This window comes from Streptomyces sp. NPDC037271 (genome assembly GCF_055603605.1).
In genome coordinates, this window is sequence record NZ_JBVJVN010000002.1 from 661,190 (window position 1) to 686,010 (window position 24,821).

General features: G+C 73.6%; 17 protein-coding genes. 14 read left to right on the forward strand and 3 right to left on the reverse strand.

The window, feature by feature from the left end; translation table 11 throughout:
• Nucleotides 1–146: 146 nt before the first annotated feature.
• From ACZ7G3_RS07635 to ACZ7G3_RS07670, 8 genes are all read left to right on the forward strand, one after another.
• Entirely contained in the window at nt 147–1,592 is a 1,446-nt protein-coding gene (locus ACZ7G3_RS07635; protein ID WP_470923920.1) for an ABC transporter substrate-binding protein, read from the forward strand.
• Between the two features lie 4 nt (nt 1,593–1,596).
• Nucleotides 1,597–2,952, forward strand: coding sequence for a carbohydrate ABC transporter permease (locus ACZ7G3_RS07640; RefSeq protein ID WP_426601964.1), 1,356 nt, complete (start codon nt 1,597–1,599; stop codon nt 2,950–2,952).
• 91 nt (nt 2,953–3,043) lie between these two features.
• Entirely contained in the window at nt 3,044–3,961 is a 918-nt protein-coding gene (locus ACZ7G3_RS07645; protein ID WP_470923923.1) for a carbohydrate ABC transporter permease, read from the forward strand.
• A 184-nt stretch (nt 3,962–4,145) separates the two neighbouring features.
• On the forward strand, nt 4,146–6,443 hold the full coding sequence (locus ACZ7G3_RS07650) for a bifunctional glycosyltransferase/CDP-glycerol:glycerophosphate glycerophosphotransferase (protein WP_470923925.1): 2,298 nt from the start codon (nt 4,146–4,148) through the stop codon (nt 6,441–6,443).
• A 181-nt stretch (nt 6,444–6,624) separates the two neighbouring features.
• Nucleotides 6,625–8,832, forward strand: coding sequence for a bifunctional glycosyltransferase/CDP-glycerol:glycerophosphate glycerophosphotransferase (locus ACZ7G3_RS07655; RefSeq protein ID WP_470924000.1), 2,208 nt, complete (start codon nt 6,625–6,627; stop codon nt 8,830–8,832).
• Between the two features lie 7 nt (nt 8,833–8,839).
• On the forward strand, nt 8,840–11,083 hold the full coding sequence (locus tag ACZ7G3_RS07660; protein ID WP_470923927.1) for a bifunctional glycosyltransferase/CDP-glycerol:glycerophosphate glycerophosphotransferase: 2,244 nt from the start codon (nt 8,840–8,842) through the stop codon (nt 11,081–11,083).
• Nucleotides 11,080–12,357, forward strand: coding sequence for a hypothetical protein (locus ACZ7G3_RS07665; protein WP_470923929.1), 1,278 nt, complete (start codon nt 11,080–11,082; stop codon nt 12,355–12,357). The genes ACZ7G3_RS07660 and ACZ7G3_RS07665 overlap by 4 nt, the downstream gene beginning before the upstream one ends.
• Before the next feature lie 200 nt (nt 12,358–12,557).
• Nucleotides 12,558–14,117 carry a hypothetical protein gene (locus ACZ7G3_RS07670; RefSeq protein WP_470923931.1) on the forward strand — a complete coding sequence of 520 codons (1,560 nt, stop codon included), beginning with the start codon at nt 12,558–12,560 and terminating at the stop codon, nt 14,115–14,117.
• On the opposite strand, the gene ACZ7G3_RS07675 is transcribed toward ACZ7G3_RS07670, so the two are convergent.
• Complete coding sequence (locus ACZ7G3_RS07675) at nt 14,118–14,531, reverse strand: organic hydroperoxide resistance protein (RefSeq protein WP_426601957.1); 414 nt, start codon at nt 14,529–14,531, stop codon at nt 14,118–14,120. It lies immediately after the preceding gene.
• 130 nt (nt 14,532–14,661) lie between these two features.
• On the opposite strand from ACZ7G3_RS07675, the gene ACZ7G3_RS07680 reads away from it, so the two are divergent.
• Together ACZ7G3_RS07680 and galE are read left to right on the forward strand one after the other, a co-directional pair.
• Nucleotides 14,662–15,132, forward strand: coding sequence for a MarR family winged helix-turn-helix transcriptional regulator (locus ACZ7G3_RS07680; RefSeq protein ID WP_426601956.1), 471 nt, complete (start codon nt 14,662–14,664; stop codon nt 15,130–15,132).
• Between the two features lie 74 nt (nt 15,133–15,206).
• Entirely contained in the window at nt 15,207–16,187 is a 981-nt protein-coding gene (galE, locus tag ACZ7G3_RS07685; RefSeq protein WP_470923933.1) for a UDP-glucose 4-epimerase GalE, read from the forward strand.
• Nucleotides 16,188–16,375: 188 nt separating this feature from the next.
• Here the strand turns inward: galE and ACZ7G3_RS07690 are convergent, their stop codons facing one another.
• Nucleotides 16,376–17,002, reverse strand: coding sequence for a TetR/AcrR family transcriptional regulator (locus ACZ7G3_RS07690; protein WP_426601949.1), 627 nt, complete (start codon nt 17,000–17,002; stop codon nt 16,376–16,378).
• Between the two features lie 198 nt (nt 17,003–17,200).
• On the opposite strand from ACZ7G3_RS07690, the gene ACZ7G3_RS07695 reads away from it, so the two are divergent.
• The 4 genes from ACZ7G3_RS07695 to ACZ7G3_RS07710 all read left to right on the forward strand — a co-directional run bounded on the left by ACZ7G3_RS07695 (nt 17,201) and on the right by ACZ7G3_RS07710 (nt 23,173).
• On the forward strand, nt 17,201–18,130 hold the full coding sequence (locus tag ACZ7G3_RS07695; RefSeq protein ID WP_426601948.1) for an ABC transporter permease: 930 nt from the start codon (nt 17,201–17,203) through the stop codon (nt 18,128–18,130).
• Nucleotides 18,123–18,980, forward strand: coding sequence for an ABC transporter ATP-binding protein (locus ACZ7G3_RS07700; RefSeq protein WP_470923936.1), 858 nt, complete (start codon nt 18,123–18,125; stop codon nt 18,978–18,980). The genes ACZ7G3_RS07695 and ACZ7G3_RS07700 overlap by 8 nt, the downstream gene beginning before the upstream one ends.
• Before the next feature lie 261 nt (nt 18,981–19,241).
• A complete protein-coding gene (locus ACZ7G3_RS07705) occupies nt 19,242–21,485 on the forward strand; it encodes a CDP-glycerol glycerophosphotransferase family protein (RefSeq protein WP_470923938.1) in 2,244 nt (747 codons plus the stop codon).
• Entirely contained in the window at nt 21,482–23,173 is a 1,692-nt protein-coding gene (locus ACZ7G3_RS07710; RefSeq protein WP_470923939.1) for a glycosyltransferase family 2 protein, read from the forward strand. Before ACZ7G3_RS07705 ends, ACZ7G3_RS07710 begins: the two co-directional genes overlap by 4 nt.
• 74 nt (nt 23,174–23,247) lie before the next feature.
• Here the strand turns inward: ACZ7G3_RS07710 and ACZ7G3_RS07715 are convergent, their stop codons facing one another.
• The gene (locus ACZ7G3_RS07715; RefSeq protein ID WP_470923941.1) at nt 23,248–24,714 is read right to left on the reverse strand and encodes a hypothetical protein; all 1,467 of its coding nucleotides are present in this window, start codon (nt 24,712–24,714) and stop codon (nt 23,248–23,250) included.
• Nucleotides 24,715–24,821 lie beyond the last annotated feature (107 nt).

Genomic DNA, 24,821 nt, shown 5'->3' on the forward strand with positions numbered 1-24,821 from the left:
GACGGACTCCGCCCGACGAGTCACGACGCGGTCACGATCCCCCGCTCGACAGCGGAGGCGCTCTTGCCGCCCTCACCCCCCTGGCGTACACCAGAGCCCACGGGACAGCGCCGGACGTTCGACGAGGAACGAAGAACGGGGCAGTGATGCGCACGAGCAGCACCATGCGGAAACGCAGGGCCGTCAAGAAGGTCACGAGCAGGGCCACGGGCGGGGCCACGAGCAAGGCCGTCAAGAGGTCCACCCGGGCCGCCGCCACCCTCGCCGCGGGAGCCCTCGCGCTCTCGCTCACCGCGTGCGGCGGCGACGACGACAACGGCAGCGGCGACAAGGACGGTCAGGGCGACGGCGGCAAGCAGCCGGCCGCCACCGTCACCCTTCCCCGGCTGGACGGCGAGAGCCTGGAGGTCGCCGCCGTCTGGACCGGCGCCGAGCAGGAGAACTTCAAGAAGGTCCTCGCCGAGTTCGAGAAGCGCACCGGCGCCAAGGTGACCTTCGTGCCCGCCCAGGACCCGATCATCAACTTCCTCGGTTCGAAGATCGCGGGCGGCGCCCCGCCGGACGTGGCGATGCTCCCGCAGCCCGGCGCCATCAAGCAGGCCGTGGAGAAGAGCTGGGCCAAGCCGCTGGGCACCGAGGCCACCAAGGAGCTGGCGGAGAACTACTCGCAGGGCTGGCAGGACATCGGCAAGGTCGCCGGCAAGCAGTTCGGCGTCTACTACAAGGCCGCGAACAAGTCCCTGATCTGGTACAACGCGCAGGTCTTCGAGAACGCGGGCGCGGCCGAGCCCAAGACGTGGGACGAGCTGCTCACCGCCGCGCAGACGGTCTACGACTCCGGTGTCGCACCGTTCTCCGTCGGCGGCGCGGACGGCTGGACCCTCACCGACTGGTTCGAGAACGTCTACCTCTCGCAGGCGGGCCCGGAGAAGTACGACCAGCTGGCCAGGCACGAGATCAAGTGGACCGACCCGTCCGTGAAGGAGGCGCTGACCACTCTCGCCGAGATCTGGGGCAAGAAGGACTACGTGGCGGGCGGCGCGTCCGGCGCGTTGCAGACGGAGTTCCCGGCCTCGGTGACGCAGACCTTCACCGGCGGCGACCAGCCCAAGGCGGGCATGGTCTACGAGGGCGACTTCGTGCAGGTCAACATCGGCGAGACGGAGGCGGAGGTCGGCACGGACGCGAAGGTGTTCCCGTTCCCGGCGGTCGGCGACACCGCGCCGGTGGTCTCCGGCGGTGACGCGGCCGTGATCCTGGAGGACTCGAAGGCGTCGCAGGCGCTGGCCACCTGGCTGGCCTCCCCGGACGCGGCGGCGATCCACGCGAAGCTCGGCGGCTACCTCTCGCCGAACAAGAACCTGGACGCGTCGGCGTACCCGAACGACGTGCAGAGGAAGATCGCCGAGGCCCTGGTCGCGGCCGGTGACGACTTCCGCTTCGACATGTCGGACCAGGCCCCGCAGGCCTTCGGCGGCACGCCCGGCAAGGGCGAGTGGAAGGCGTTGCAGGACTTCCTGAAGAACCCGAAGGACATCGCGGGCACGCAGCAGCGGCTGGAGGCGGACGCGGCCGCCGCCTACGGAGGCTGACGCGATGGCGTCGGCCACGGCGGCAGGAGCCTCACGGGGCCCTGCCGCCCCCAAGTCACCCAAGTCGCGCAAGAGCGTGACCGGCACCCGCAGGACCGTGGCGGCCCTGTTCCTGCTGCCCGCCCTGGTGCTGCTCGGCGCGCTCGTGGTCTACCCGATCGGGTACTCGCTGATCCGCAGCTTCTACGACCAGTCCGGCGACTCCTTCGCCGGATTCGACAACTACCAGGCGCTGTTCACCGACGACGGCATCCGCACCGCCCTGAAGAACAACGTCATCTGGGTGGTGTTCGCCCCGACGGTCGCCACCGCGCTCGGCCTGATCTTCGCGGTGCTGACCGAACGGGTGCGCTGGGGAACGGCGTTCAAGCTGGTCGTCTTCATGCCGATGGCCATCTCGATGCTGGCCGCCGGGATCATCTTCCGGCTGGTGTACGACCAGGACCCGGACAAGGGCGTCGCGAACGCGGTGTGGGTCGGGGTGCACGACACGTTCGCCGAGTCGTCCGCGTTCCCGAAGGCGCACCCGGGCCGCGAGTCGCCGCTGGAGCCGGCCGGCGGCGGCGCGTTCATCACCAGGCAGCCGGTGAGCGCGGGCGAGCCGGTCGTCCTCCCCCTCGTCGGCGTCGCCCCGGACCTGATGCCGGACGGCGCGGAGAAGGCCGTACCCGCCGAGCCCGAGGACGGCAGGATCACCGGCACCACCTGGCAGGACTTCACCCGCGGCAAGGGCGTCGGGAAACTCAACGGCGTCGACGCCGCCGAACTGGGCTACGCCGGGATGAAGATCGAGGCGGTGAAGGACGGCAAGGTCGTCGCGGAGACGACAGCGGCCGGCGACGGCACGTTCACGCTGCCCGCGGCGGCCGACGGGGCGCAGCTCCGGCTCCCCGCCGACAACTTCAAGGAGCCGTACAACGGCCTGGACTGGCTCGGCCCGTCCCTGGTCACCCCGGCCATCATCGGGTCGTACGTGTGGATGTGGGCGGGCTTCGCGATGGTGCTGATCGCGGCCGGGCTGGCGGGAGTGCCCCGGGAACTCCTCGAAGCGGCCCGGGTCGACGGCGCGAACGAGTGGCAGGTCTTCAGACGGGTCACGGTCCCGCTGCTGGCGCCGGTCCTCGCGGTCGTCGTCGTCACCCTGATGATCAACGTGCTGAAGGTCTTCGACCTGGTCTTCATCATCGCGCCCGGTTCCTCCCAGGACGACGCGAACGTGCTCGCCCTGGAGCTGTACCGCAAGGGCTTCGCCTCGGACCAGCCCGGCATCGCCAGTGCCATCGCGGTGTTCCTGCTGCTCCTGGTCATCCCGGTGATGTGGTTCAACGTACGGCGGCTCAGGCGGGAGGTCAGGCGATGACACCGCGTCCGCCGTATGACGGCTGGGGGTCCGGGGGTCGCCCCCCGGGTGGGTGCAGTGACGTACGGCGGCTCAGGCGGGAGGTGCGGCGATGACCACGGACGCGGGCTCCCTCACGAAGACGGCGCCGGCACCGCCCGGGACGGCCCGGAAGACGAAACGGTCGCTGGGCTCACGGCTCGCCGAGGGCGTCAGCGGCGGGCTGGTCCGGGTGTTCCTGATCGTCGTGGGCCTGTTCTGGCTGGTCCCCACGATCGGCCTGCTGCTGTCGTCGCTGCGCACACCCCGGGACATGGCGGCGAGCGGCTGGTGGGAGGTCTTCACCGAGCCGTCCCAGCTCACCTTCCAGAGCTACGAGGAGCTGCTGAGGAACGGCGACATCACCTCCTCCCTCCTCAACACCGTGATGATCACGGTCCCGGCGACGGTCCTGGTCGTGGTCATCGGGTCGCTGGCGGGCTACGCCTTCGCGTGGATGGAGTTCCCGGGCCGTGACTGGTGGTTCCTGGCCGTGGTCGGGCTGCTCGTCGTACCCGTCCAGGTCGCGCTGATCCCGATCGCCGAACTCTTCGGCAAGATCGGCCTGTTCGGGTCCGTCGTCGGCGTGATCCTGTTCCACGTCGGCTTCGGTCTGCCCTTCGCGGTGTTCCTGCTGCGGAACTTCTTCGCGGAGATCCCGAGAGAGCTGCTGGAGGCGGCACGGCTGGACGGCGCGGGTGAACTGCGGCTGTTCGTCCGGGTCGTGATGCCGCTGGGCGGGCCCGCGATCGCGAGCCTCGGCATCTTCCAGTTCCTGTGGGTGTGGAACGACATGCTGGTCGCGCTGATCTTCTCGGACTCCGGGAGCCAGCCGATCACGGTCGCCCTGCAGACGCAGGTACGGCAGTTCGGCAACAACATCGACGTACTGGCGCCGGGAGCGTTCATCTCCATGGTGATCCCGCTGGCCGTGTTCTTCGCGTTCCAGCGGCAGTTCGTCTCCGGCGTGATGGCGGGCGCCGTCAAGTAACCGACAGGGCGGCACTCTTGAGGGGCGGACCGGACACCGGTCCGCCCCTTCACGCGTACCGGGCTTCTCCCCGCGCGCGGGTCCCCCGAATGCCGCAGGGAACGTAACCAAGTCACTCCACCGGCCGTTCCCGGGCCGAACGCCCGCGCCGACTCCGCCGGCCCCGCCGACCCATGGATGCCCCGTGCCCAGGTTCAGTGTCATCGTCCCCGCGTACCGGGTCCAGGCGTATCTGCACGCGTGCCTGGAGTCGGTGCTGTCCCAGTCGTATCCGGACCTCGAACTGATCGTCGTCGACGACTGCTCCCCCGACGCCTGCGGCGCGATCGCCGACGAGTTCGCGGCCCGCGACCCGCGCGTACGCGCCGTGCACCTGCCCGAGAACCAGGGCCTGGGAGCCGCCCGCAACGCCGGGATGGAGCGGGCGAACGGCGACTACCTGGTCTTCCTCGACGGCGACGACACCCTCACCCCCGACGCGCTCAGGGCCGTCGCCGACCGGGTGAAGGAGACCGGCGAGCCGGACGTCCTGGTCTACGACTACGCGCGTACGCACTGGTCGGGCGAGACGGTCCGCAACCAGGCCGCCGCGCACCTCACCGAAGAGGGCCCGGCACCGTTCCGGCTCACCGACCGGCCGGGGCTGCTGAAGCTGCTGATGGTGGCCTGGAACAAGACGGTGCGGCGGGAGTTCGCCGAGCGCGCGGGCTTCACCTTCCCGCCCGGCTACTACGAGGACACCCCGTGGACGTACCCGGTCCTGATGACGGCCCGGTCCATCGCCACCCTGGACCGGGTCTGCGTCCACTACCGGCAGCGCCGGCGGGGCAGCATCCTGGGCACACCGAGCGCACGGCACCTCGACGTCTTCGCGCAGTACGACCGCGTCTTCGCGTTCCTGGAGTCGGCCCCGGAACTGGAGCACTGGCGGCCGGTGCTGTTCCGCCGCATGGCCGACCACCTGACGACGGTGTTCACCCGCCCCGACCGCATCCCCCGCTCCCTGCGCGGCGAGTTCCTGCGCCGGGCCCGCGTCCACTGCCGCCGCTACCGGGTCCCCGGCGCCCCCGCCCCGCTGCCGGTGCGCCTGCGCCACGCCCTGCTCCGGCTCGGCCTGCGCCGCACCTACGAGACCCTGCGGCTGGCGTCGGCCCTGCGCCACCGGACGGTGAAGGGCACCGCCAAGCTGCTGCGCACCGCGCGGGCCGTCGCCCTCCGCCTGCACTACCGCGTCCAGCGCCGCCTCCCCCTGCGCGCCGACCGTGCCGTCTTCGCCGGCGACGGGGACCGGGGGCACGGCTGCAACCCGGGCGCGCTGGAGGAAGCGTTCCGCAGCTTCGCGCCGCACGTACGCACGGCGTGGGCCGCCGACCCCGCGCACCACCACACGATCCCGCCCGGCACGCGCCGCCTGGCCCCCGGCACGGCCGCCTACTGGACGGCGCTGGCCCGCTCCCGCTACCTGGTGCACCACACCGGTTTCGACGCCGGCCTGGTCAAACGCCGGGGCCAGATCCTGATCCAGACGCAGGCCGGAACGCCCCTCAAGCACATGGGCCTGGACCTCCAGGAACGCCCGGCCGCCGCGGCCGGCACCGACTTCGCCCGGCTGCTGCGCGACGTCGACTCCTGGGACTACGTCGTCTCCGCCAACCGCCACTCCACCCTGACCTGGGAACGCGTCCACCCCGGCGGCTACACCACGCTGGAGTGCGGCCAGCCCCGCACCGACGTCCTCCAGCGGGCGACGGCCGCGGACGTGGCGCGGCTGCGCGAGAGCCTCGGCATCCCCGAGGGCACCGTCGCGATCCTGTACGCGCCCACCCACCGCGACTACCGGCGAACCCAGCGCGTCGCCCTGGACCTGGAGCGCGTCGTCACCCGTCTCGGCCCCCGCTTCATGGTGCTGGCCCGCGCCCACCCCCGGCACGGCGGTCCGCTCGCCGCGTCCGGGGGCCGCGTCCTCGACGTCAGCGGCCATCCGCGGGTGGAATCGCTCTGCCTGGCCTCGGACGCCCTCGTCACCGACTACTCGGCGCTGATGTTCGACTACGCGGGCCTGGACCGGCCGATCGTGATCCACGCCGACGAGCCGGAGGCGTACGAGGCGGCCCGCGGCACCTACTTCGACCTGCGCTCCTTCCCGCCGGGCGCGATCGCGCGGGACGAGGACGAGCTGATCGACGTCTTCGCCGAAGGCCACTGGTGCGGCTGCCGGTCCGACCGGCTCAGGGCCGCCTTCCGCGAGCGGTTCTGCCCGTACGACGACGGCCGCGCCGCGGAGCGCGTCGTACGCCGGGTGGTGCTCGGGGAGACGGACCTGCCGCCCGTCGTGCCGCTCGCCGAACGCCGGCCGGCGCCCTCCTCCCCCACTCTCGGCCTCGCCCGGGCGGGAGGAGCCCCGTCCGCGGCGCTCACCCGCACCCCGCTGGCGACCGTGCCGAAACCCGCCGGGCTCCGCACCGTCACCGACAGCCTCTGACCGCCGTTTGTCCTCTGGGAGTCCGCATGCCCCGCACCTCGTCGCGGCCCACTCCGACCCGGCCGCCCACCTGGCGGCCGACGGGACGGCCGGGCCGCCGGACGGGCAGCTCCCGTCGGACGGGCGGCTCCCGTCGGACGGGCGGCTCCCGCGCGACCAGGAGAACGAGAGAAAGAGCAGCATGCCCCGCTTCAGCATCATCGTCCCGTCCCATGGGGTCGCGGGGCGGCTGTCCCAGGCGCTGGACTCGGTCCTCGCCCAGTCCTTCGGCGACTTCGAGCTGATCCCCGTCCACGACGCCCCGGACCGCGCCGAGGCGGACGTCGTGGCGGAGCGCGCCGAGCGGGACTCCCGGGTGGCGCCCGTGCACTCGCCGCCGTCGGCCGGGCTGGCCGGGGCGCGCAACACCGGGATGCGGGCGGCGACCGGCGCGTACCTGCTGTTCCTCGACGGCGACGACGTCCTCACGCCGGGCGCGCTGGCGGCGCTGGACGCGCGGCTGGCGGACACCGGCGGCGTCGACGTGCTGTACGTCGAACACGAGCGGGTGCCCTGGTGGGAGGGCGAGGCGACCAATCCGGCCGCCCCGCTGCTGGCCAAGGCCCCGGACGGGGTGTTCGCCCCGGGCCGCGCCCCGCACCTCACCGGCGTGCGGCTGCCCGCGTGGAGCGCGGTGTACCGCCGTACCTTCCTCACCGAGCGGCGACTGGCCTTCCCCGACGGGCACTTCACGGACATCGGCTTCGGCGCCCTCGTCGCGGCGCGCGCCGAGCGGGTGGCGGTGCTGCGCTCCGTGGTCGTACGGCATCTGGTGCGGCGGCAGGGCAGCCGGCTGAACCTGCCCGGCGAGCACCACGCCGACCTCCTCGACCAGGCCGAACTGGCGCTCGCGCACGCCACCGAACGGGGGCTGTCGGCCGAGCGGCGCGGTCCGCTGTTCGAGGAGCTCTTCGCCGCGATCCTGAAGACCGCCACGCACCCCCGGCGTCTGACGCGCCGGGGACGCCGCGCCTTCTTCCGCCGGGCGAGCCACCTCTACCGGCGCCACCGCCCCGCCGGTTTCCGGCCCCCGGGCGGCCGGCTCGGCGTTCAGCACCGGCTGCTGGCGTCCGGGTCGTACGCCGGGTTCCGTGCCCTGCGCGCCGCGAACCGGGCGGCGGCCGGCGTCCTGCGTCACCTGCCGCGCCCGCACGGACTGCGCACCCGCCTGCGCTACCGCCGCCGGCTGCGCCGCCCGCTCGATCCCCACCTCGTCGTGTACTGCGCCTACTGGGGCCGCGGCTACGCCTGCAACCCGGCGGCGATCCACGCCAAGGCCCGCGAACTCGCCCCGCACCTGCGGTCGGTGTTCCTGGTCGAGCCGGACCAGGCGCACACGGTCCCCGAGGACGTCGACCACGCCGTCATCGGCAGCCCGCGCTACTGGGACGTGCTCGCCCGCGCCACGTACCTGGTCAACAACGCCAACTTCGCCGACGACGTCGTCAAGCGGCCCGGCAGCGTGCACCTGCAGACGCAGCACGGCTCCCCGCTGAAGACGATGGGCGTCGACCAGTCGACGTACCCCGTGGTGGCCGCGGCCAGCGGCAGCTTCGCCAGACTGCTGGCCCGCGTGGACCGCTGGGACTACAACCTGTCCTCCAACCGCCACTCCACCCAGACGTGGGAGCGCGCCTTCCCCGGCTCCTACGAGCACCTGGAGTACGGCTATCCGCGCAACGACGTCTACTGCACGGCGACCGCCGACGACGTCGCCCGCGTCCGGCGCGAGCTGGGCGTCCCCGAGGGGGCGACGGCCGTGCTGTACGCGCCCACGCACCGGGACTACGAGGCCGGTTTCGGCACTGGCGGCCTGGACCTGGAGGCGTTCTGCGAGGCGGCCGGCGAGGACGTGGTGGTGCTGCTGCGCGCCCACTACTTCTACGACCGGGGCGGTGCGCGGAGCACCGGCCGGGTCATCGACGTCACCGCGCACCGCTCCTCCGAGGACGTGTGCCTGGCCGCCGACGCGCTGGTCACCGACTACTCGTCGATCATGTTCGACTACGCCAACCTGGACCGGCCGATCGTCGTGTACGCCGAGGACTGGGACGTCTACCGGGAGACCCGCGGCGTCTACTTCGACCTGATGGCGGCGCCGCCCGGCCCGGTGGTGCGCACGCCCGAGGAACTGGCCCGCGTCTTTTGCGACGGCTCGTACGCGGGGCCGGAGCCGGCGGCGCTGCGGGCGGCGTTCCGGGAGCGGTTCTGCGAGTTCGACGACGGCCGGGCCGCCGAGCGCGTCGTGCGCCGGGTGCTGCTCGGCGAGCCGCCCGAGGCGCTGCCGCCCGTGATCCCGCTCGCGGAGCGCGTCCCCGCCCCAGCCGCCGCCACCTTCGCAAGGAGCTGATTCCGCAGTGCCCCGCTTCAGCGTCATCATCCCCTGCTTCAAGGTGCAGGGCTTCCTGCGCGAGTGCCTCGACTCGGTCCTGGACCAGTCCTACCGGGACATCGAGGTCGTCGCCGTCGACGACTGCTCGCCGGACGGCTCGGGCGCGATCCTCGACGAGTACGCCGCCCGCGACGAGCGGGTGCGCGTGCTGCACCTGGAGGAGAACGCCGGCCTCGGCCGGGCCCGCAACGCCGGGATGCCGCACGCCACCGGCGACTACCTCTTCTTCCTCGACAGCGACGACACGCTCACCCCGGGCGCCCTGCGCGCGATGGCCGACCGCCTCGCGGAGACGGCCGACCCGGACGTCCTGGTCTTCGACTACGCGCGCACCTACTGGTGGGGAGGCACCCGGCGCAACGTGCTGGCCGGGGTGCTGGCGGAGGCCGGCGACGGCACCTTCACCGCGGCCGAGCACCCCGGGATCCTCGATCTGCTGATGGTGGTGTGGAACAAGGTCTACCGGCGCGACTTCGTGGAGCGGGAGGGCTTCACCTTCCCGCCGGGCTACTACGAGGACACGCCCTGGACCTTCCCGGTCATGTTCAGCGCCGGGCGGATCGCCACGCTGGACCGCATCTGCCTGAACTACCGGCAGCGCCGCCAGGGCAACATCCTGTCCACCACCAGCCGCAAGCACTTCGACGTCCACGCGCAGTACGAGCGGGTCTTCGCGTTCCTCGACGCCCGCCCGCAGCTGGCCCGGTGGCGGCCGTTCCTGCACGCCAAGATGGGCGAGCACTGCCTGGACATCCTGTCCAAGCCGGACCGGCTGCCCCCGGGCGACAAGGCCGAGTTCTTCCGCCGCACCGCCGAGATGTTCCGCGCGTACCGGCCGGAGGGCGCCGAGGTCCCGGCCGAACTGCGCGTCCTGGACGGCGGGGCCCTCGGGTACGCGGCCTACCGGCTGCGGCGGCAGTCCGGGAGGGCGGGCCGGGAACTGGCGCGGCGGGCGCGGCAGGCGCAGGAAGCGGCCGGCGGGGGTCTGGGGCGGGTGCGCGGCGCGGTGAACATCCGCCGTCCGCTGGACCCCGGCCTCGTCGTCTACTCGGCCTTCTCCCACCGGGGGGTGCTCGGCGACCCCGCGGCGATCCACCGCAAGGCGCGCGAGATCGCCCCGCACCTGCGCGGGGTGTGGGTGGTGCGCGACGAGGAGTGCGCGGCGGACCGGGCCGTGCTGCCGCCGGACACCGAACACGTGGTCCTCGGCAGCGCGGCCTACCGCCGGGTCACCGAGCGGGCCACGTACTTCGTCAACAACGTCAACTGGCCCGGTGCCGTGGCCAAGCGGCCGGGCAGCGTCCACATCCACACCCACCAGGGCACCCCGCTCAAGTACATGGGCGCCGACCTGCTGGGCAGGCCCGGCGCCCGGCACGGCCTGGACGTGCCGCAGATGCTGCGCCGGGCCGACCGCTGGGACTACAGCCTGGTCGCGAGCCGGTACGCGGAGCGGGTGTGGGAGCGGGCGTACCCGTGCCACTTCACGTCGGTGCGCACCGGCAGTCCGCGCAACGACGTGCTGGTGGGCGCCGCCCCGGAGGACGGCCGCGCGGTCCGCGAGCGGCTCGGCGTCCCCGACGGCCACACCGTCGTGCTGTACGCGCCGACCCGCCGTGAGTACCGGCGCGGCGGGCACGTCGACCGGATCGACCCGGCCCGTCTCGCCGCCGACCTCGGGGACGGCCACACCCTGGTGGTCCGGCTCCATCCGTCCCTCGCCACCGGGCCGGCGCGCGGCATGGGCCTCTCGGAGCTGCACCGGCGGGGCGTGCTGGTCGACGCGACCGACGAACCGCACGTCGAGGACCTGATGCTCGCCTCCGACCTGCTGATCACCGACTACTCCGCCCTGATGTTCGACTACGCCCTCCTGGACCGGCCGATCGTGATCCACGCCGACGACTGGGGCGCCTACGCGGCGAGCCGCGGCGCCTACTTCGACATCACCGCCGAGGCGCCGGGTCACGTGTCCCGCTCCTACCGGGAACTGGCGTGGCTGCTGGACTCCGGTGCGTGGCGGGACGAGGAGGCGGCACGGCTGCGGTCCGCGTTCCGGGCGCGGTTCTGCGAGTACGACGACGGGCGGGCCGCCGAGCGGGTGGTCCGGACGCTGATGCTGGGCGAGGCGATGCCCGCCCCGGAGTCCCGGGGCATCCCCGGCGCCCGTGCCGTGCCGGGCGGCCGCGATGTGCTGACCTCCCCGTGAGGCCGCGTACCTGGGTGCTCGTCCTGGCCGCGGTGTTCGCCCTGCTCCAGCTCGCGAACGTCACCGGCCGGGCCACGCCCGACTCCAAGAACTACCTGTCGTACGCGCTGAGCCTCGGCGGCGGGAGCGAGCGCGAGGTGGCGGCGGCCACCATCGACTACGCGTGCGCGAGCGAGGCGTCGACGGCCCGCCGCGACCAGAGCGTGCACGTGGTCCGTTTCCACCGCCCCGACCCCACCGGACCGGTCATGGCCGAGTGCCGGGAGCGGGAGTGGCGTGCGGTGGAGCCGCGGCTGGCGGCCGGGACGGCGGGCGGGCACACCACGCCGTTCATGCCGGAGCGCTTCATGCGGATCTTCGAGGTGCGGCCCGGTTACCCGGTGTTCCTGGTGCCGTTCGTCACGGCCTTCGGGGTGACGTGGGGCCTGTGGGCGGCGGGCGTCGTCATCGCGTGCGCGGGCGGCGTCCTCGTCTTCCTGGTGCTGCGCACGCTGTCCGTGCCGGTGCCGCTCGCGCTGACCGGGCAGGCGCTGTACTACGTGCTGCCGTGCGGGACGACGGCCCTGCGCCCGATGGCCGAGGGGCTGCTGATGGCACTGACCCTGGCGGCGGTGTGGGGCTGTGCGCTGGTGCTGCGGGCGGGGCGCGCGCGGGCCGGGCTCGCCCTGGTCGCCGGTTCGCTGCTCGCCCTGTTCACGGTCAAGCACTCGCAGGCGCTGTTCCTCGGGCTGTGCCTGGCGGTGGCGGGCGCGCTGACCGCCCTGCGGCGGCACCGGCGGGGCCGGCCGCCGGGCCGGGAGGTGCTGTCGCTCACGGCGATCGGCCTGGCCGGCGTCGTCGTCACGCTGGCCCTGGCGCGGCTGCTGCACTACCCCTCCGAGACCGACAGCCTGCAGGACCTGCTCACCGACCACTTCGCCCGGCCCGACCGGGAGCGGCCGTGGGCGGAGTTCTGGCAGCTGCAGGGCAACTTCTGGGTGGAGTGGCTGCGCCGGCAGGCGCGGGAGCCGCTGTTCGTCGCGGCCCTGGCCGCCGGGGCGTGGGGTGCGCTGCGGCGCGGGGGCGCGGCCGGCGGCTTCCTGGCCGCGGCCGCGTTCACCGGGATCCTCACCCAGGCGGGGCATCCGGACATCAACATCTGGGGTGAGCGGCTGATCGTGCTGGCGTGGCTGCTGCCGGTGGTGGGGGTGCCGCTGCTGCTGGAGCCGGTGGTGCGGGGCCGGGTGGCGCTGCCCGCGCAGGGGCATGCCGACCGGGCTCACGCGCCCAGGTGATCCGCGCTCCGGGTGTCACTCGGTTCCGGGCTCCGGGTGTCACTCGGTTCCGCGCTCCGGGTGTCACTCGGTTCCGCGCTCCGGGTGTCACTCGGTTCCGGGCTCCGGGCGTCACTCGATGAGGTGAACCGGGGTCATTTCACCGACTCCAACGGGAACATACGGCAAATGCCCCGAATGTCCCACCTTTCACCCCTTCCGTGAGTGCCGGCGTCGTCGTCCGGCGGCCCGTGCGCGGCGCGACGGCGCTGCGCGGCGGCCGCGCCTGGCGCCCCACCCCGTACCAGGCCGCCGGCTTCCTGTTCTTCCTGCTGATGTCACTGGCGTACTGGGCGGTGCCGCTGTGCTGCGACGCCGGCCAGCACGCGGCCGTCGTGGAGCGCCTGAAGGCCGACCTCCTGGACCCCCGCCACCCGATGGCCGACCTGCCGGGCGCGGGAAGCGCCTACTACTCGCCGTACGCGGTGGCGCAGGGCCTGTTCGCCCGGCTGACCGGGCTGGGCGGCTGGGAGGTGGTGCGGCTCGCCGGGCCGGTGAACCTGCTGGTGCTGCTGACCGGCCTGGGCCGCTTCGTACGGGTGCTGACCCCGCGGCCGTGGGCGCCGGTGCTGGCGCTGGGCGCGATGACGCTGCTGTGGGGCACCGAGCGGGCCTGGTGGAGCGGCTATCTCGGGCTGATGTCGATGACGGGCAACCTCGGCTACCCGTCGGCGTGCGCGATCGGGCTGACGTTCTGGGCCTGGGCGCTGACCGGGGCGCGGGCACGGGACGCGCGCCGGGTGCGGTACGTGGGGCCGGGCGGACTGCGCGGCCTGCCCGGGTACGCGGCGCTCGGCCTCCTCTACGGCCTGGTCCTCCTCGTCCACCCGATCACGGCGGTGGCGGCCGCGCTCGGCGCGGTGGCGCTGGTGACCGGATGGCAGCGGGAGTGGCGCGGGGCGGTCGCCGGGCGGTGGGCGCTGACGGGCGGCGCGGCGGCGTCGGCGGCGGCGTGGCCGTACTTCGACGTGTTCGCGCTGGCCGGCGACGACAGCGTGGACGGGATGCACCGGATCCTGTACCTGCACCTGCCCGGGGAGTTCTGGCTGGCGCTGCTCGGGCTGCCGGCGCTGTGGCTGCGCGGGCGCCGGTCGCCGCTGGATCCGCTGGTACTGATGTTCGCGCTGGACTGCGCGGTGGTGGCGTACGGCTGGTTCAGCGGCCACTACACCTACGGCCGCATCCTCGGGCTCACGCTTGTGCCGCTCCAGTTCGCCCTGGCGGTGGAGCTGGCGGCGCCCCGGCCGTGGGGGCGGTGGCGCGCGGCGCTGGGCTGGACCGCGGCCGCGGGGGCGCTGCTGGGGTTCCTCACGGTCCACGCCGGGGCGGTCGTGCCGCGCGCGCTGGATCCGGTCGGCTTCGAGCAGCCGCCGCACTGGCCGACGTACGAGTGGGCGGCCCGGCACATCGGCCCCGGCGAGGTCGTGATCACCGACGGCTACTACGCCGGGCACGCCATCGCCGGGTACGGGCCGAACCTCGCGGCGCCCGCCTGGCCGGATCCGTCGCTGGACGAGGCGGAACGCCGGCGGCGGGCGGCCGACGTCGAGGCCTACCTCGCGCCCGGCTCGACCCGCGCCGGGCGCGCCGCCGTCGTCCGCCGCCACCACGTCCGCTGGCTGCTGCTGACCCGCTGGCAGCCGGTGCCCGAGGAGGCGGTGGTGGTGGCGTGGAGCGAACGGACGGGAGAGGTGCTGGCGCGGGTCGGGGGCCGGGGCTGACTACTCGATGACGAGGTCGACCGGGATGTTGCCGCGGGTGGCGTTGGAGTAGGGGCAGACCTGGTGGGCCTGCTCGACCAGCTTGCGGCCGGTCTCCTCGTCCACGCCCTCGGGCAGCTCGACCCGGAGGGTGACGGCGAGCGCGAAGCCCTCGCCCTGCTTGCCGATGCCGACCTCGGCGGTCACCGCGGCGTCGCTGACGTCGACCTTCGCCTGCCGGCCGACGAGGCCGAGGGCGCTGCCGAAACAGGCGGCGTACCCGGCGGCGAACAGCTGCTCGGGGTTGGTGCCCTGCCCGTTGCCGCCCAGCTCCACGGGGGCAGCGAGCGCGAGGTCGAGCTTGCCGTCGGAGCTGACGGCGCGGCCGTCGCGGCCGTGGGTGGCGGTGGCGGCGGCGGTGTAGAGCGCGTCCATGGGAAACCGTCCCTCTTGAGAGTTGCGGAGTTGCGGAGTCGGGAAGAGGTTCCGACGACGACAAGTAGAGCACACGATTCAGTTGCGCACAATTCAATGACGGGCAAAGACCGTCGGTTACGCTGAAGTCATGACCACGCCCGCCACGGACTGGCTCCGCCTCGACCAGCAGATCTGCTTCTCCCTCAACGCTGCCTCGCGCGCCTTCAACGGCGTCTACCGCGTGGTCCTCAGGGAACTGGGCCTCACCTACCCGCAGTACCTGGTGATGCTGGTGCTGTGGGAGCACGGGGAGCTGCCGGTGAAGAAGCTCGGCGAGCACCTGCGGCTCGACTCCGGCACCCTCTCGCCCCTGCTCAAGCGGCTGGAGACGGCCGGTCTGGTCCGGCGGGAGCGCAGCGCGCGGGACGAGCGGTCGGTGGAGGTGCGGCCGACCGCGGAGGGCGTGGCGCTGCGCGAGCGGGCCCTCGAGGTACCGCGCCGGATCGCCGCGGCGACCGGCCTGGACCTCGCGGAGATCCAGGAACTGCGCTCGCGTCTCGACCGGCTCACGACCTCCCTGGACGCGTACGTCCTGGAGCCCCCCTCCGCCCCGTCCTGACGGGTACGGTGCCCACCGGGCGCCGGATGCCGGATCATGGCTACCGACGACCACTGACGAGGGGACGGCCGCACATGACCTGGCTGATCACCGGCGGCGCCGGTTACATCGGGGCGCACGTCGTACGGGCGATGACCGAGGCGGGCGAGAAGGCGGTCGTGTACGACGACCTGTCCACCGGCATCGCCGAGCGCGTGCCCGACGGCGTCCCCCTGGTGGTGGGCTCGGTCCTCGACGGCGAACGGGTCGCGCGCGCCCTCACCGGCCACTCCGTCACCGGCGTCGTACACCTCGCGGCGAAGAAGCAGGTCGGCGAGTCGGTGGACCTGCCGCTGCACTACTACCGGGAGAACGTCGAGGGCCTGCGCGTCCTGCTGGAGGCGGTCACCGCGGCCGGCGTGCCGTCCTTCGTCCTCTCCTCCTCCGCGGCCGTGTACGGCATGCCCGACGTCGACCTGGTGACCGAGGACACGCCGTGCCTGCCCATGTCGCCGTACGGCGAGACCAAGCTGGCCGGTGAGTGGCTGGTCCGTGCCACCGGCCGGGCGACGGGCCTGTCCACGGCGGCGCTGCGCTACTTCAACGTGGCGGGCGCGGCGAGCCCGGAACTCGCCGACACCGGCGTCTACAACCTCGTCCCGATGGTCTTCGAGAAGCTGACGGAGGGCGCCGCCCCGCGCGTCTTCGGCGACGACTACGCGACGCCGGACGGCACCTGCGTCCGCGACTACATCCACGTGGTCGACGTGGCCGAGGCCCACGTCGCCGCGGCCCGCGCCCTGACGGCCTCCCCCGGGCGCGCCCTCACCCTCAACATCGGCCGGGGCGAGGGCGTCTCCGTCCGCGAGATGATCGACCGCATCAGCGCCGTCACCGGCCACGACCACCCGGCGACGGTCACTCCCCGCCGCCCCGGCGACCCGGCCCGCGTGGTCGCCTCGGCCGACCGGGCCGCCGCGGAACTGGGCTGGAAGGCCAAGTACGACGTCGACGACATGATCGCGTCCGCGTGGGCGGGCTGGGTCCGGCTGCATCCGGGGGCGGCGCGGGACTGAGCACGGTCAGGCCGTGTGCGGCACCCGGCCTCGGGCCCACGACCGAGGCCGGGTGCCGTACGTCGGCCTCGGCGCTCGGGCCCACGACCGGGTGCCACTCGCGGAGGGCGCGTACGCGTACCTCCACGCCGGGCGTGCGCCGCCAGTACGGGTCCTCGTCGGGGAGCCGTACCACCGGCGGCGCGCGCTCACAACGCCTTGAGCCCCTCCGCCGTGGCCCGCGCCAGCGCCCCCAGGTAGCCCTTCGGCGGCTTCGGGCCGCGGACGACCACCGAGCGCCAGTACAGCGGGCCCGAGATCAGGTCCAGGGCCAGGTCGGTGTCGAGGCCGGCGGCGATCTCCCCGCGCTGTTCGGCCGCCGCCAGGATCCTGCTGGCGACGCCGTCCTGCCCCTCCCGCAACGTCTTCCGCAGGGCTTCCGCGATGTCGGGATTGCGGGCCGCCTCCGCCTGGAGGTCGGGGATGACCTGCGAGGCCACCGGGTGGCGCAGGGCGCGGGACGTCACCTCGTACAGCAGCCTCAGGTCGCCCTCCAGGGACCCGGTGTCGGGCGCGGGCAGGCCCTGCACGGCGAGTGCGGAGACGATGTCGAGCACCAGGTGCAGCTTAGAGCGCCAGCGCCGGTAGACGGCCGTCTTGCCGACGCCCGCACGGCGCGCGATCCCCTCGATGGACATCCGCGCGTAGCCGACCGCCACGAGTTCCTCGAAGACCGCCGCCCGGATGGCCTCCGTCACGTCCTCGCGGAGCACGGCCGCCCCGGCGGGGGCCCGGCGGCGCGGGCGCGGCTGCGGCTCGTCGGCGTTGGTCGTCATGCGAGCCAAGCATAGGGGCGTGACGACGGAACGGTTGCGTTCCGACGTCGTCACGCCCTACGCTCACGTGACGACGATACGGTCCCGTCCCGACGTAAGTGAACACGCGAGGTCACCCAGGTGAACAGCACACGAGTCACCCGGGTGAACGACGGGCGCTTACCCCTCCCCCCTCCCCCCGAGCTGAAAGCAGCGGATGTGAGTCAGGCCCTCCACACACCGCCCCCGACAGCGGCCCCGGCCGCCCCCGCCGCCGACCACGACCTCGCGGCCCTCGCCGCCCGCCACGGCCTCTCGGTCAGCGGCGCCCGCCCCTCCCTGCCCGCGTACGTCCGCCAGCTGTGGGCGCGCCGGCACTTCATCACCGCCTTCGCCACCGCCAAGCTCACCGCCCAGTACAGCCAGGCCAAACTGGGCCAGGTCTGGCAGGTGATGACGCCCCTGCTCAACGCGGCGGTGTACTACTTCATCTTCGGCATGCTGATGAACACCAGCCGGGGCGTGGAGGACTTCGTCCCGTTCCTGGTCACCGGCGTGTTCGTGTGGACGTTCACGCAGAGCTCGATCATGGCGGGCACCAAGGCCATCTCCGGCAACCTCGGCCTCGTGCGCGCCCTGCACTTCCCGCGCGCCGCGCTGCCGGTCTCCTTCTGCCTCCAGCAGCTCCAGCAGCTGCTGTTCTCGATGGCCGCGCTGCTCGTGATCCTGCTCGCCTTCGGCGTGCCACCCGCCGCCTCCTGGGTGCTGGCGGTCCCGGCCCTGGTCCTGCAGTTCACGTTCAACACCGGCGTGTCGCTGCTCATGGCCCGGGTCGGCTCCAAGATCCCCGACGCCGCCCAGCTGATGCCGTTCCTGCTGCGCACCTGGATGTACGCCTCCGGCGTCATGTTCAGCATCGACCACATGACCGGCCCCGACAGCGGCCTGCCGTCCTGGGTCGGCACCGCGCTCCAGCTCAACCCCGCCGTCGTCTACATCGACCTGATGCGCTTCGCCCTGATCGACACCTTCGACGGGAGCCACCTGCCGCCCCACGTGTGGGCGCTCGCGGTGGGCTGGGCGCTGGCCGCCGGGATCGGCGGCTTCATCTACTTCTGGAAGGCCGAGGAGACGTACGGTCGTGGCTGACAACACCCACAGCAACCAGGCGGACGAACGCGTCCCCACCGTCGTCGCCGACGGCGTCGACATCGTCTACCGGGTCAACGGCACCGGCGCCGGCCGCGGCTCCGCGACCGCCGCCCTCCACCGCATCCTGCGCCGCGGGAAGGCCGAGAAGGCGGCGGGCGTACGCCGGGTGCACGCCGTGAAGAACGTGTCCTTCGTGGCGTACCGGGGCGAGGCCATCGGCCTGATCGGCACCAACGGCTCCGGCAAGTCGACCCTCCTCAAGGCGGTCGCCGGCCTCCTCCCGGTGGAGAACGGCCGCATCTACACCGACGGCCAGCCCTCCCTCCTCGGCGTCAACGCGGCCCTGATGAACGACCTCACCGGCGAGCGCAACGTGCACCTCGGCGGCCTGGCGATGGGCATGTCCCGGTCGCAGATCAAGGAGCGCTACCAGGAGATCGTCGACTTCTCCGGGATCAACGACAAGGGCGACTTCATCACCCTGCCGATGCGCACGTACTCCTCCGGCATGGCGGCCCGGCTGCGCTTCTCCATCGCCGCCGCCAAGGACCACGACGTCCTCCTCGTCGACGAGGCGCTGGCCACCGGCGACCGCTCCTTCCAGAAGCGCTCCGAGGAACGCATCCGGGAGCTGCGCAAGCACGCCGGCACGGTGTTCCTGGTCAGCCACAGCAACAAGTCCATCCGCGACACCTGCGACCGGGTGCTGTGGCTGGAGCGCGGCGAGCTGCGCATGGACGGACCCACGGAGGAGGTCCTGAGGGAGTACGAGAAGTTCACCAACACCCCGGACAAGGGGGCGAAGCCCAGGCCCGCCCCCTCACCCGGGGCGAAGACGGCCGCTTGAACACGGCGGCCCCGGCCGCCGTCCCCCGTCCGGGGACACCCCTCCGTCGGCCGCCGCCCCCGTCCGGACACCCCTCCGTCGGCCGCCGTCCCCCGTCCGGACACCCCTCCGTCGGCCGCCGCCCCCGTCCGGACACCCCGCGCCGGACTCCTTCGCCCGGACGACGTACTCACGGTTAACCCTTTTGCCCGTTTGATGCCATTATGGCCGGACGGACCGAACAGGAGCACCGGGAGCGACGACGGCGAAGGAGTCCCCGCGATGTCCGAGACCCTGTCCGAGACCTTGCCCGAGCCCCCCGAGCTCAGCGTCATCGTCCACGGCCCCAACGTCCAGGACCACCTGCCCGCGCTCCTCGACTCCCTGGCCGCCCGCCCCCTCCCCGGCGTGGAGGTGATCGTCGCCGCCGTCGGGGACTGGGCCCGGGAGACCGCCGAGCGGCACACCCCCGCGTTCACCGTGCTGCCCCTGCCGGACGGGGCCCGCGACTCGGCGGCCCGCTCGGCCGGGGCGGCGCGGGCGTCGGGCCGGTGGCTGCACTTCGTCCACGCCAAGGACGGGCTGCCCGCCGGCGCTCCGCGCACGGTCGCCGAGCACGCCGCGGGCCTGGCCGACACCGTGGACGTCCTGCTCTTCGACCACGTCCGCAGCACCTGGCGCGCCTGCGGCCTGCCCTCCCCCGACGGCCCCCGCCTCGCCCGCGCGGGCCGTGCCGTCCTCGCCCCCGACGACCACGCGGCGCTGCTCGGACTGACCCCGCTGCTCGGCAACCGGGCCGTGCGCGCCGGCTTCTGGCGGGCCCACGAACGCCTCCTCACCACTGACGACGAGCCGTTCGCCGCGTACGCCGCCCTGCTGCTCGCCGACCGCGTCGCCTGCCTGCCCCACCCGGCGTACGAGGACCGCCGGCTGCGCCCCGAAAGCCTCCCGCCGCTCACCCCGGAGCGGCGGTACGCCCTGGTCGAGCGCTACGAGGCGCTCCTCGGCCTGGCCGCCGGCCGCCCGGCCGCCCACGCCGTCCTGTACGAGCTGATGGTCGGCGACTGCCTCCGCGCCTTCGCCCGCTCCGGGATGCCGGACGACGTCGCGCGGGAGTTCTTCCGCCGCGCCTCCCTGGCCGCCCGGCGCCACCGCCCCGACGGCCACCGGCACCCGGCCGGCCTCGAGGGCGTACGCCGGTCGCTGCTGGAGCGGAACGCCTGCACCGAGTACCGCGCCCTGCGGACCGCCAACCGGACGCGCCGCAGGGCGCGGTCGGCGGTGCGCGCCGGCAGGCACCGGGCCGGGACGCTGCTGCGCACCCTCCAGTACCGCCGGGCCCTTGCCGGGCCGGTCGATCCCCACCTCGCCGTCTTCTCGGCGTACTGGGCCCGCGGCGTGGCCTGCAACCCCGCCGCGATCGCCGCCAGGCTCGCCGAACTCGCGCCGAGCGTCCACCCGGTGTGGGTGGTCACCGCGGCGGGCGCGGCCCTGCTGCCGCCCGGCACCGACCACGTCGTCCCCGGCACCCGCCGCTACTGGGAGGTGCTGGCCCGCGCCAAGTACCTCGTCAACAACGTCAACTTCCCGGACTCGGTCGTCAAACGCCCCGGCACCGTCCACCTCCAGACCCACCACGGCACCCCGCTCAAGCGCATGGGGCTGGACCAGATGCCGTACCCCGCGGCAGCCCGGGGCCTCGACTTCCAGGCGTTGCTGGAGCGGGTGGACCGGTGGGACTTCAGCGTCAGCGCCAACAGCCACTCCACGCACATGTGGCAGCGGGCGTACCCGTCCCGCCACGTCTCCCTCGACCACGGCTATCCGCGCAACGACGTCTTCTACACGGCCGGCGCCGCCGACGTCCGCGCGGTCCGCGAGCGCCTCGGCATCGCGCCCGGCCACCGCGCGGTCCTGTACGCGCCGACCCACCGCGACTACGAGGCCGGCTGGACCCCGCGCCTGGACCTCGCCGCCCTCGCCGACGCCCTCGGCGAGGAAACGATTCTCCTGGTGCGCGCCCACTACTTCTACGAGGGCACGGCCGCCCCGCACGCCTCCCCGCCGGCCGGGCTGCGCCGCACCGGCCGGATCATCGACGTCTCCTCCTACGATCCGGTCGAGGAGCTGTGCCTGGCCGCCGACGCGCTGGTCACCGACTACTCGTCGATCATGTTCGACTATGCCAACCTCGACCGCCCGATCGTGATCCACGCCGACGACTGGGAGACGTACCGCACCACCCGCGGCGTCTACTTCGACCTGATGGCCGAGGCGCCGGGCCCGGTCGCCCGCGACCAGGCGGAGCTGACGGAGATCCTCACCACGGACGCCTGGCGCGACGAACGCGCGGCGAAGGCGCGGGCCGCCTTCCGGCGCCGGTTCTGCGAGTACGACGACGGCCGCGCCGCCGAACGCGTCGTACGCCGGGTCTTCCTCGGCGAGGACGAACGGACGCTGCCCCCCGTACTGCCGGTCGAGGAGCGCACTCCCGCGCCGAGCCCCCAGGAGGCGACCGCGTCATGAGCACGTCCACGGACTCCCCGGCGGACGCCCCCGACGTCACCGTCACGGTCATCGTCCACAACGACGCCGGACGCCTCCCCCGTGCGGTCGCCTCCGTCCTGCGCCAGACCCACGCGAACCTCGAGATCGTCATCAGCGACGACCACTCGACGGACGCGACCGAGGACGTGGCCCGCCGGCTCGCGGCCCGCGACCCCCGCGTCGTGTACCTCCGCCTGCCCGAGAACAGCGGCGGCTGCAGCGCCCCGCGCAACCGCGCCCTGGAGATCGCGCGGGCGCCGTACCTGATGTTCCTGGACAGCGACGACGAACTGCCCGAGCGCGCCGTGGAGGTCCTGCTCGCCGCCCACCGCGCACGCGACCTCGACTTCGCGATGGGCGCGGTGCACCGGATACGCGTGGACGGCGGACGCCGCACCACCTGGATGCCGCACCTGGTCGCCGAACACCGCACGCTCGACGGCATCGAGGCCGACCCGCGGCTGTTCTTCGAGCACCTGGCGACCAGCAAGATGTACGCCCGCGCCTTCCTCGACCGGCACGGCCTGCGCTTCCCCGAGGGCATCCACTACGAGGACCAGCTCTTCTCGGCGCAGGCGTACTGCCTGGCCAAGACGTTCACCGTCGTCCCGGAGCCCGTCTACCGCTGGTACGTCGCCCCGTACGCCGCCTCCGACGCGGCCTCCATCTCCAACCAGCGGTACAAGCTGACCAACGTCCGCGACCGCGTCCACGTCCAGCGCCTCATCGACGCGTTCCTGGCCGAGAGCGGGCACGAGTCGCTGCGCGAGGACAAGGACTTCAAGTTCCTCAAGCACGACTTCCGGATGTACGCGGGCGACCTGCCGTACCGGGACGACACGTGGCTCGCGTCCTTCGCGGACCTCGTGAACCCGTACCTCGACACGCTGGCCCCGGGCGCCTTCGCCCGCCTCCCCCGCCCCGAACGGGTCGTGCTCCAGCTGGTCCGCGACCGCCGGCTGCCCGACGTACGGGAGGCGGCCCGCGGCCTCGGGCACGACGTGGCGCCCCGCCGGACCACGACGGACCCCGCGGACGGCCGCACGTACTGGGGCGAGGAGCTCCCGCACTCCGCACAGGCCCGCCGCGAACTGGACCTGACGGACCTGGACCTGGACATCCGCCCGTTCTCCAGCGCCGGGCTCCGCCACGAGATCACGGGGATCGCGCGGGGTCCCGGCGCCTGTGTCGACCTGACCGTCCGCACCTACGACCCGGCCCTGCGCCTCCCGGTCGGCCCCCGGCGCGCCACCCTCCACCTCTCCCCCGGCCGTCGTCGCCTGACCGTCCCCTTCCGCCTCTCCCCCGTCCGCCCCGGCACCTTCGAGGGCCACGTGCGCCTGGACCTGGCCTCGGCCCCCCTGCCCTTCCACGGCTTCGAGGGCGTCCGCCACCCCGTGCTCCGCCTCCACCACCAGGGCCAGACCCACACGGGCATCGTCCTGGCCCCGCTGTCCTTCCCGGCGCTGACCGCCCGCGTCCCCTACCGCGCCGGCGCGACCCCGCACCGGGTCACCGTGGAACCGGAGGGCCACAACCCGGGGCGCCTCCAGCTCCGCTGGCAGCCGGTGGGCGCCACGGCGACGCTGATCCGCCCCGCCGTGCACCGCCTGGCCACGCCCCGGGTGAAGCGAGCGGCCCGCCTGGCGGCCGGCCTCCTCCACTGACGCCGCCGGCGCGTCCCGCGGGCAGCGGTGGCGGTGGCGGTGGCGCCGGTACCCGTTCCCCCCGCCACCCCCGTTCACCCCACCACCGCGTACAGCACCTCCCCGCCCGGTCCCCGAGCCACCTCCCGCAAGCCCTCGGCCCCCCGGAGCGCCGCACCCCGGTCCACCACCCACCGCACCCCGTACTCCCGCACGATCCCCCGCCGCACACTCCCCGCCGCTCCCTGCGCGAAGTACGTCCGCGACGCCGCGACCCGCGCCCCCTCGTCGGGCAGGAAGAAGTCGGGGTATCCGGGAGCCACGGTGTACGCCCCGTACGCCGGGATCTGCCGCGAGGGGAACTCCCGCGCCATGACCACGTCCCCGTACCCCACCCACGGCGTGATCCAGTGGTACCCCGCCCACGGCTCCCGGTACTTCGCCTCGACCGCCCCCGGCAGCACCCCCCGCCCGACCACGTACCCGAGCACCCCCGCCTGCCCCCACGCCCCCGCCACCAGCGCCGCGCCCAGCACGCACGCCCACCCGGCCCGCACCACCCGGCGCCCGGACTCCGCCGCCTCCAGCGCCACCGCGAGCTGGGCCGGAATCAGCGCGGCCGGCAGCACCCGCCCCCACGACCAGTGCCCGCTCAGCCCACCCGCCACGAACACCACCGCCCCCAGCACGAAGAACAGCACCAGCGCGTCCCGCCCCTCCCGCCGCCAGCGCACCCCCAGTGCCACCACCCCCACCAGCACCAGCCAGTACCGTCCGAGCAGGTCCCGGTAGAGCGAGCGGTGCACCGCGTCCATCCCGTCCCCGGCACCGAGCAGCGCGAAGAAGTCGTAGTACGGCCAGGCCCACAGCACCACCGTCCCCAGCACCAGCCCCGCCCCGAACCGCCCCCACCCGCGCCGCCCGGGCCGCGCCGCGATCACGACGGCGAGCACGCCCAGCGAGGCGACGACCCCGGAGAACTGGTGGACGAGCAGGATCACCGCCCACAGCACTCCGCACCCGAGCCAGGTCGCCCATCCGGTCGGCCGCGCCAGCCACGCCCACAGGTGAAACGCGAGACCGAGCGCGAGCACGCTGGGATAGGCCACCGTCAGCGCCAGCGAGTGGAGCCCGAGGAAGCCGCTCCAGCCGAACTCCGCCGTGCCCCACAGCAGCACCAGGCACAGCAACGCGAGCGGGGGCGCCGCCGGACGCGCACTCAGCACCCGTACGTACCGCCACACGCCCGTCACCAGCAGCCCGAGCGCCACCAGTGCCCCGATCCGCAGCACGACGAAGACGGAGAGCCCGGTCACCCTGGCCACGCAGCCGAGCAGCACCGTCCACGGCGAGTAGTAGGGGCTGGGCGTGTCCGCGTCGACCAGCGGATTGCCGGGGTCGAGCAGGCTGTGCCGCAGACGTTCGACGGTGGCCGCGTGGATGCCCAGGTCACCGGCCCAGGGCAGCCGGACGACCACCAGGAACAGCAGCAGGAAGAGGAGAGGGAGGAGCAGGAGGGGGACGAGCGCGGCGACGCGTGCCGTCCGGAGGCGCCCGGTCACGCGGCCACCTTATACGGCACATTCGGGCAACTCGGACATGAAGGCGCCCCGGGCCCGCACAGGCCCGGGGCGCCTCATCCGGCTACGCCGCTACGGCGTCACGCCGT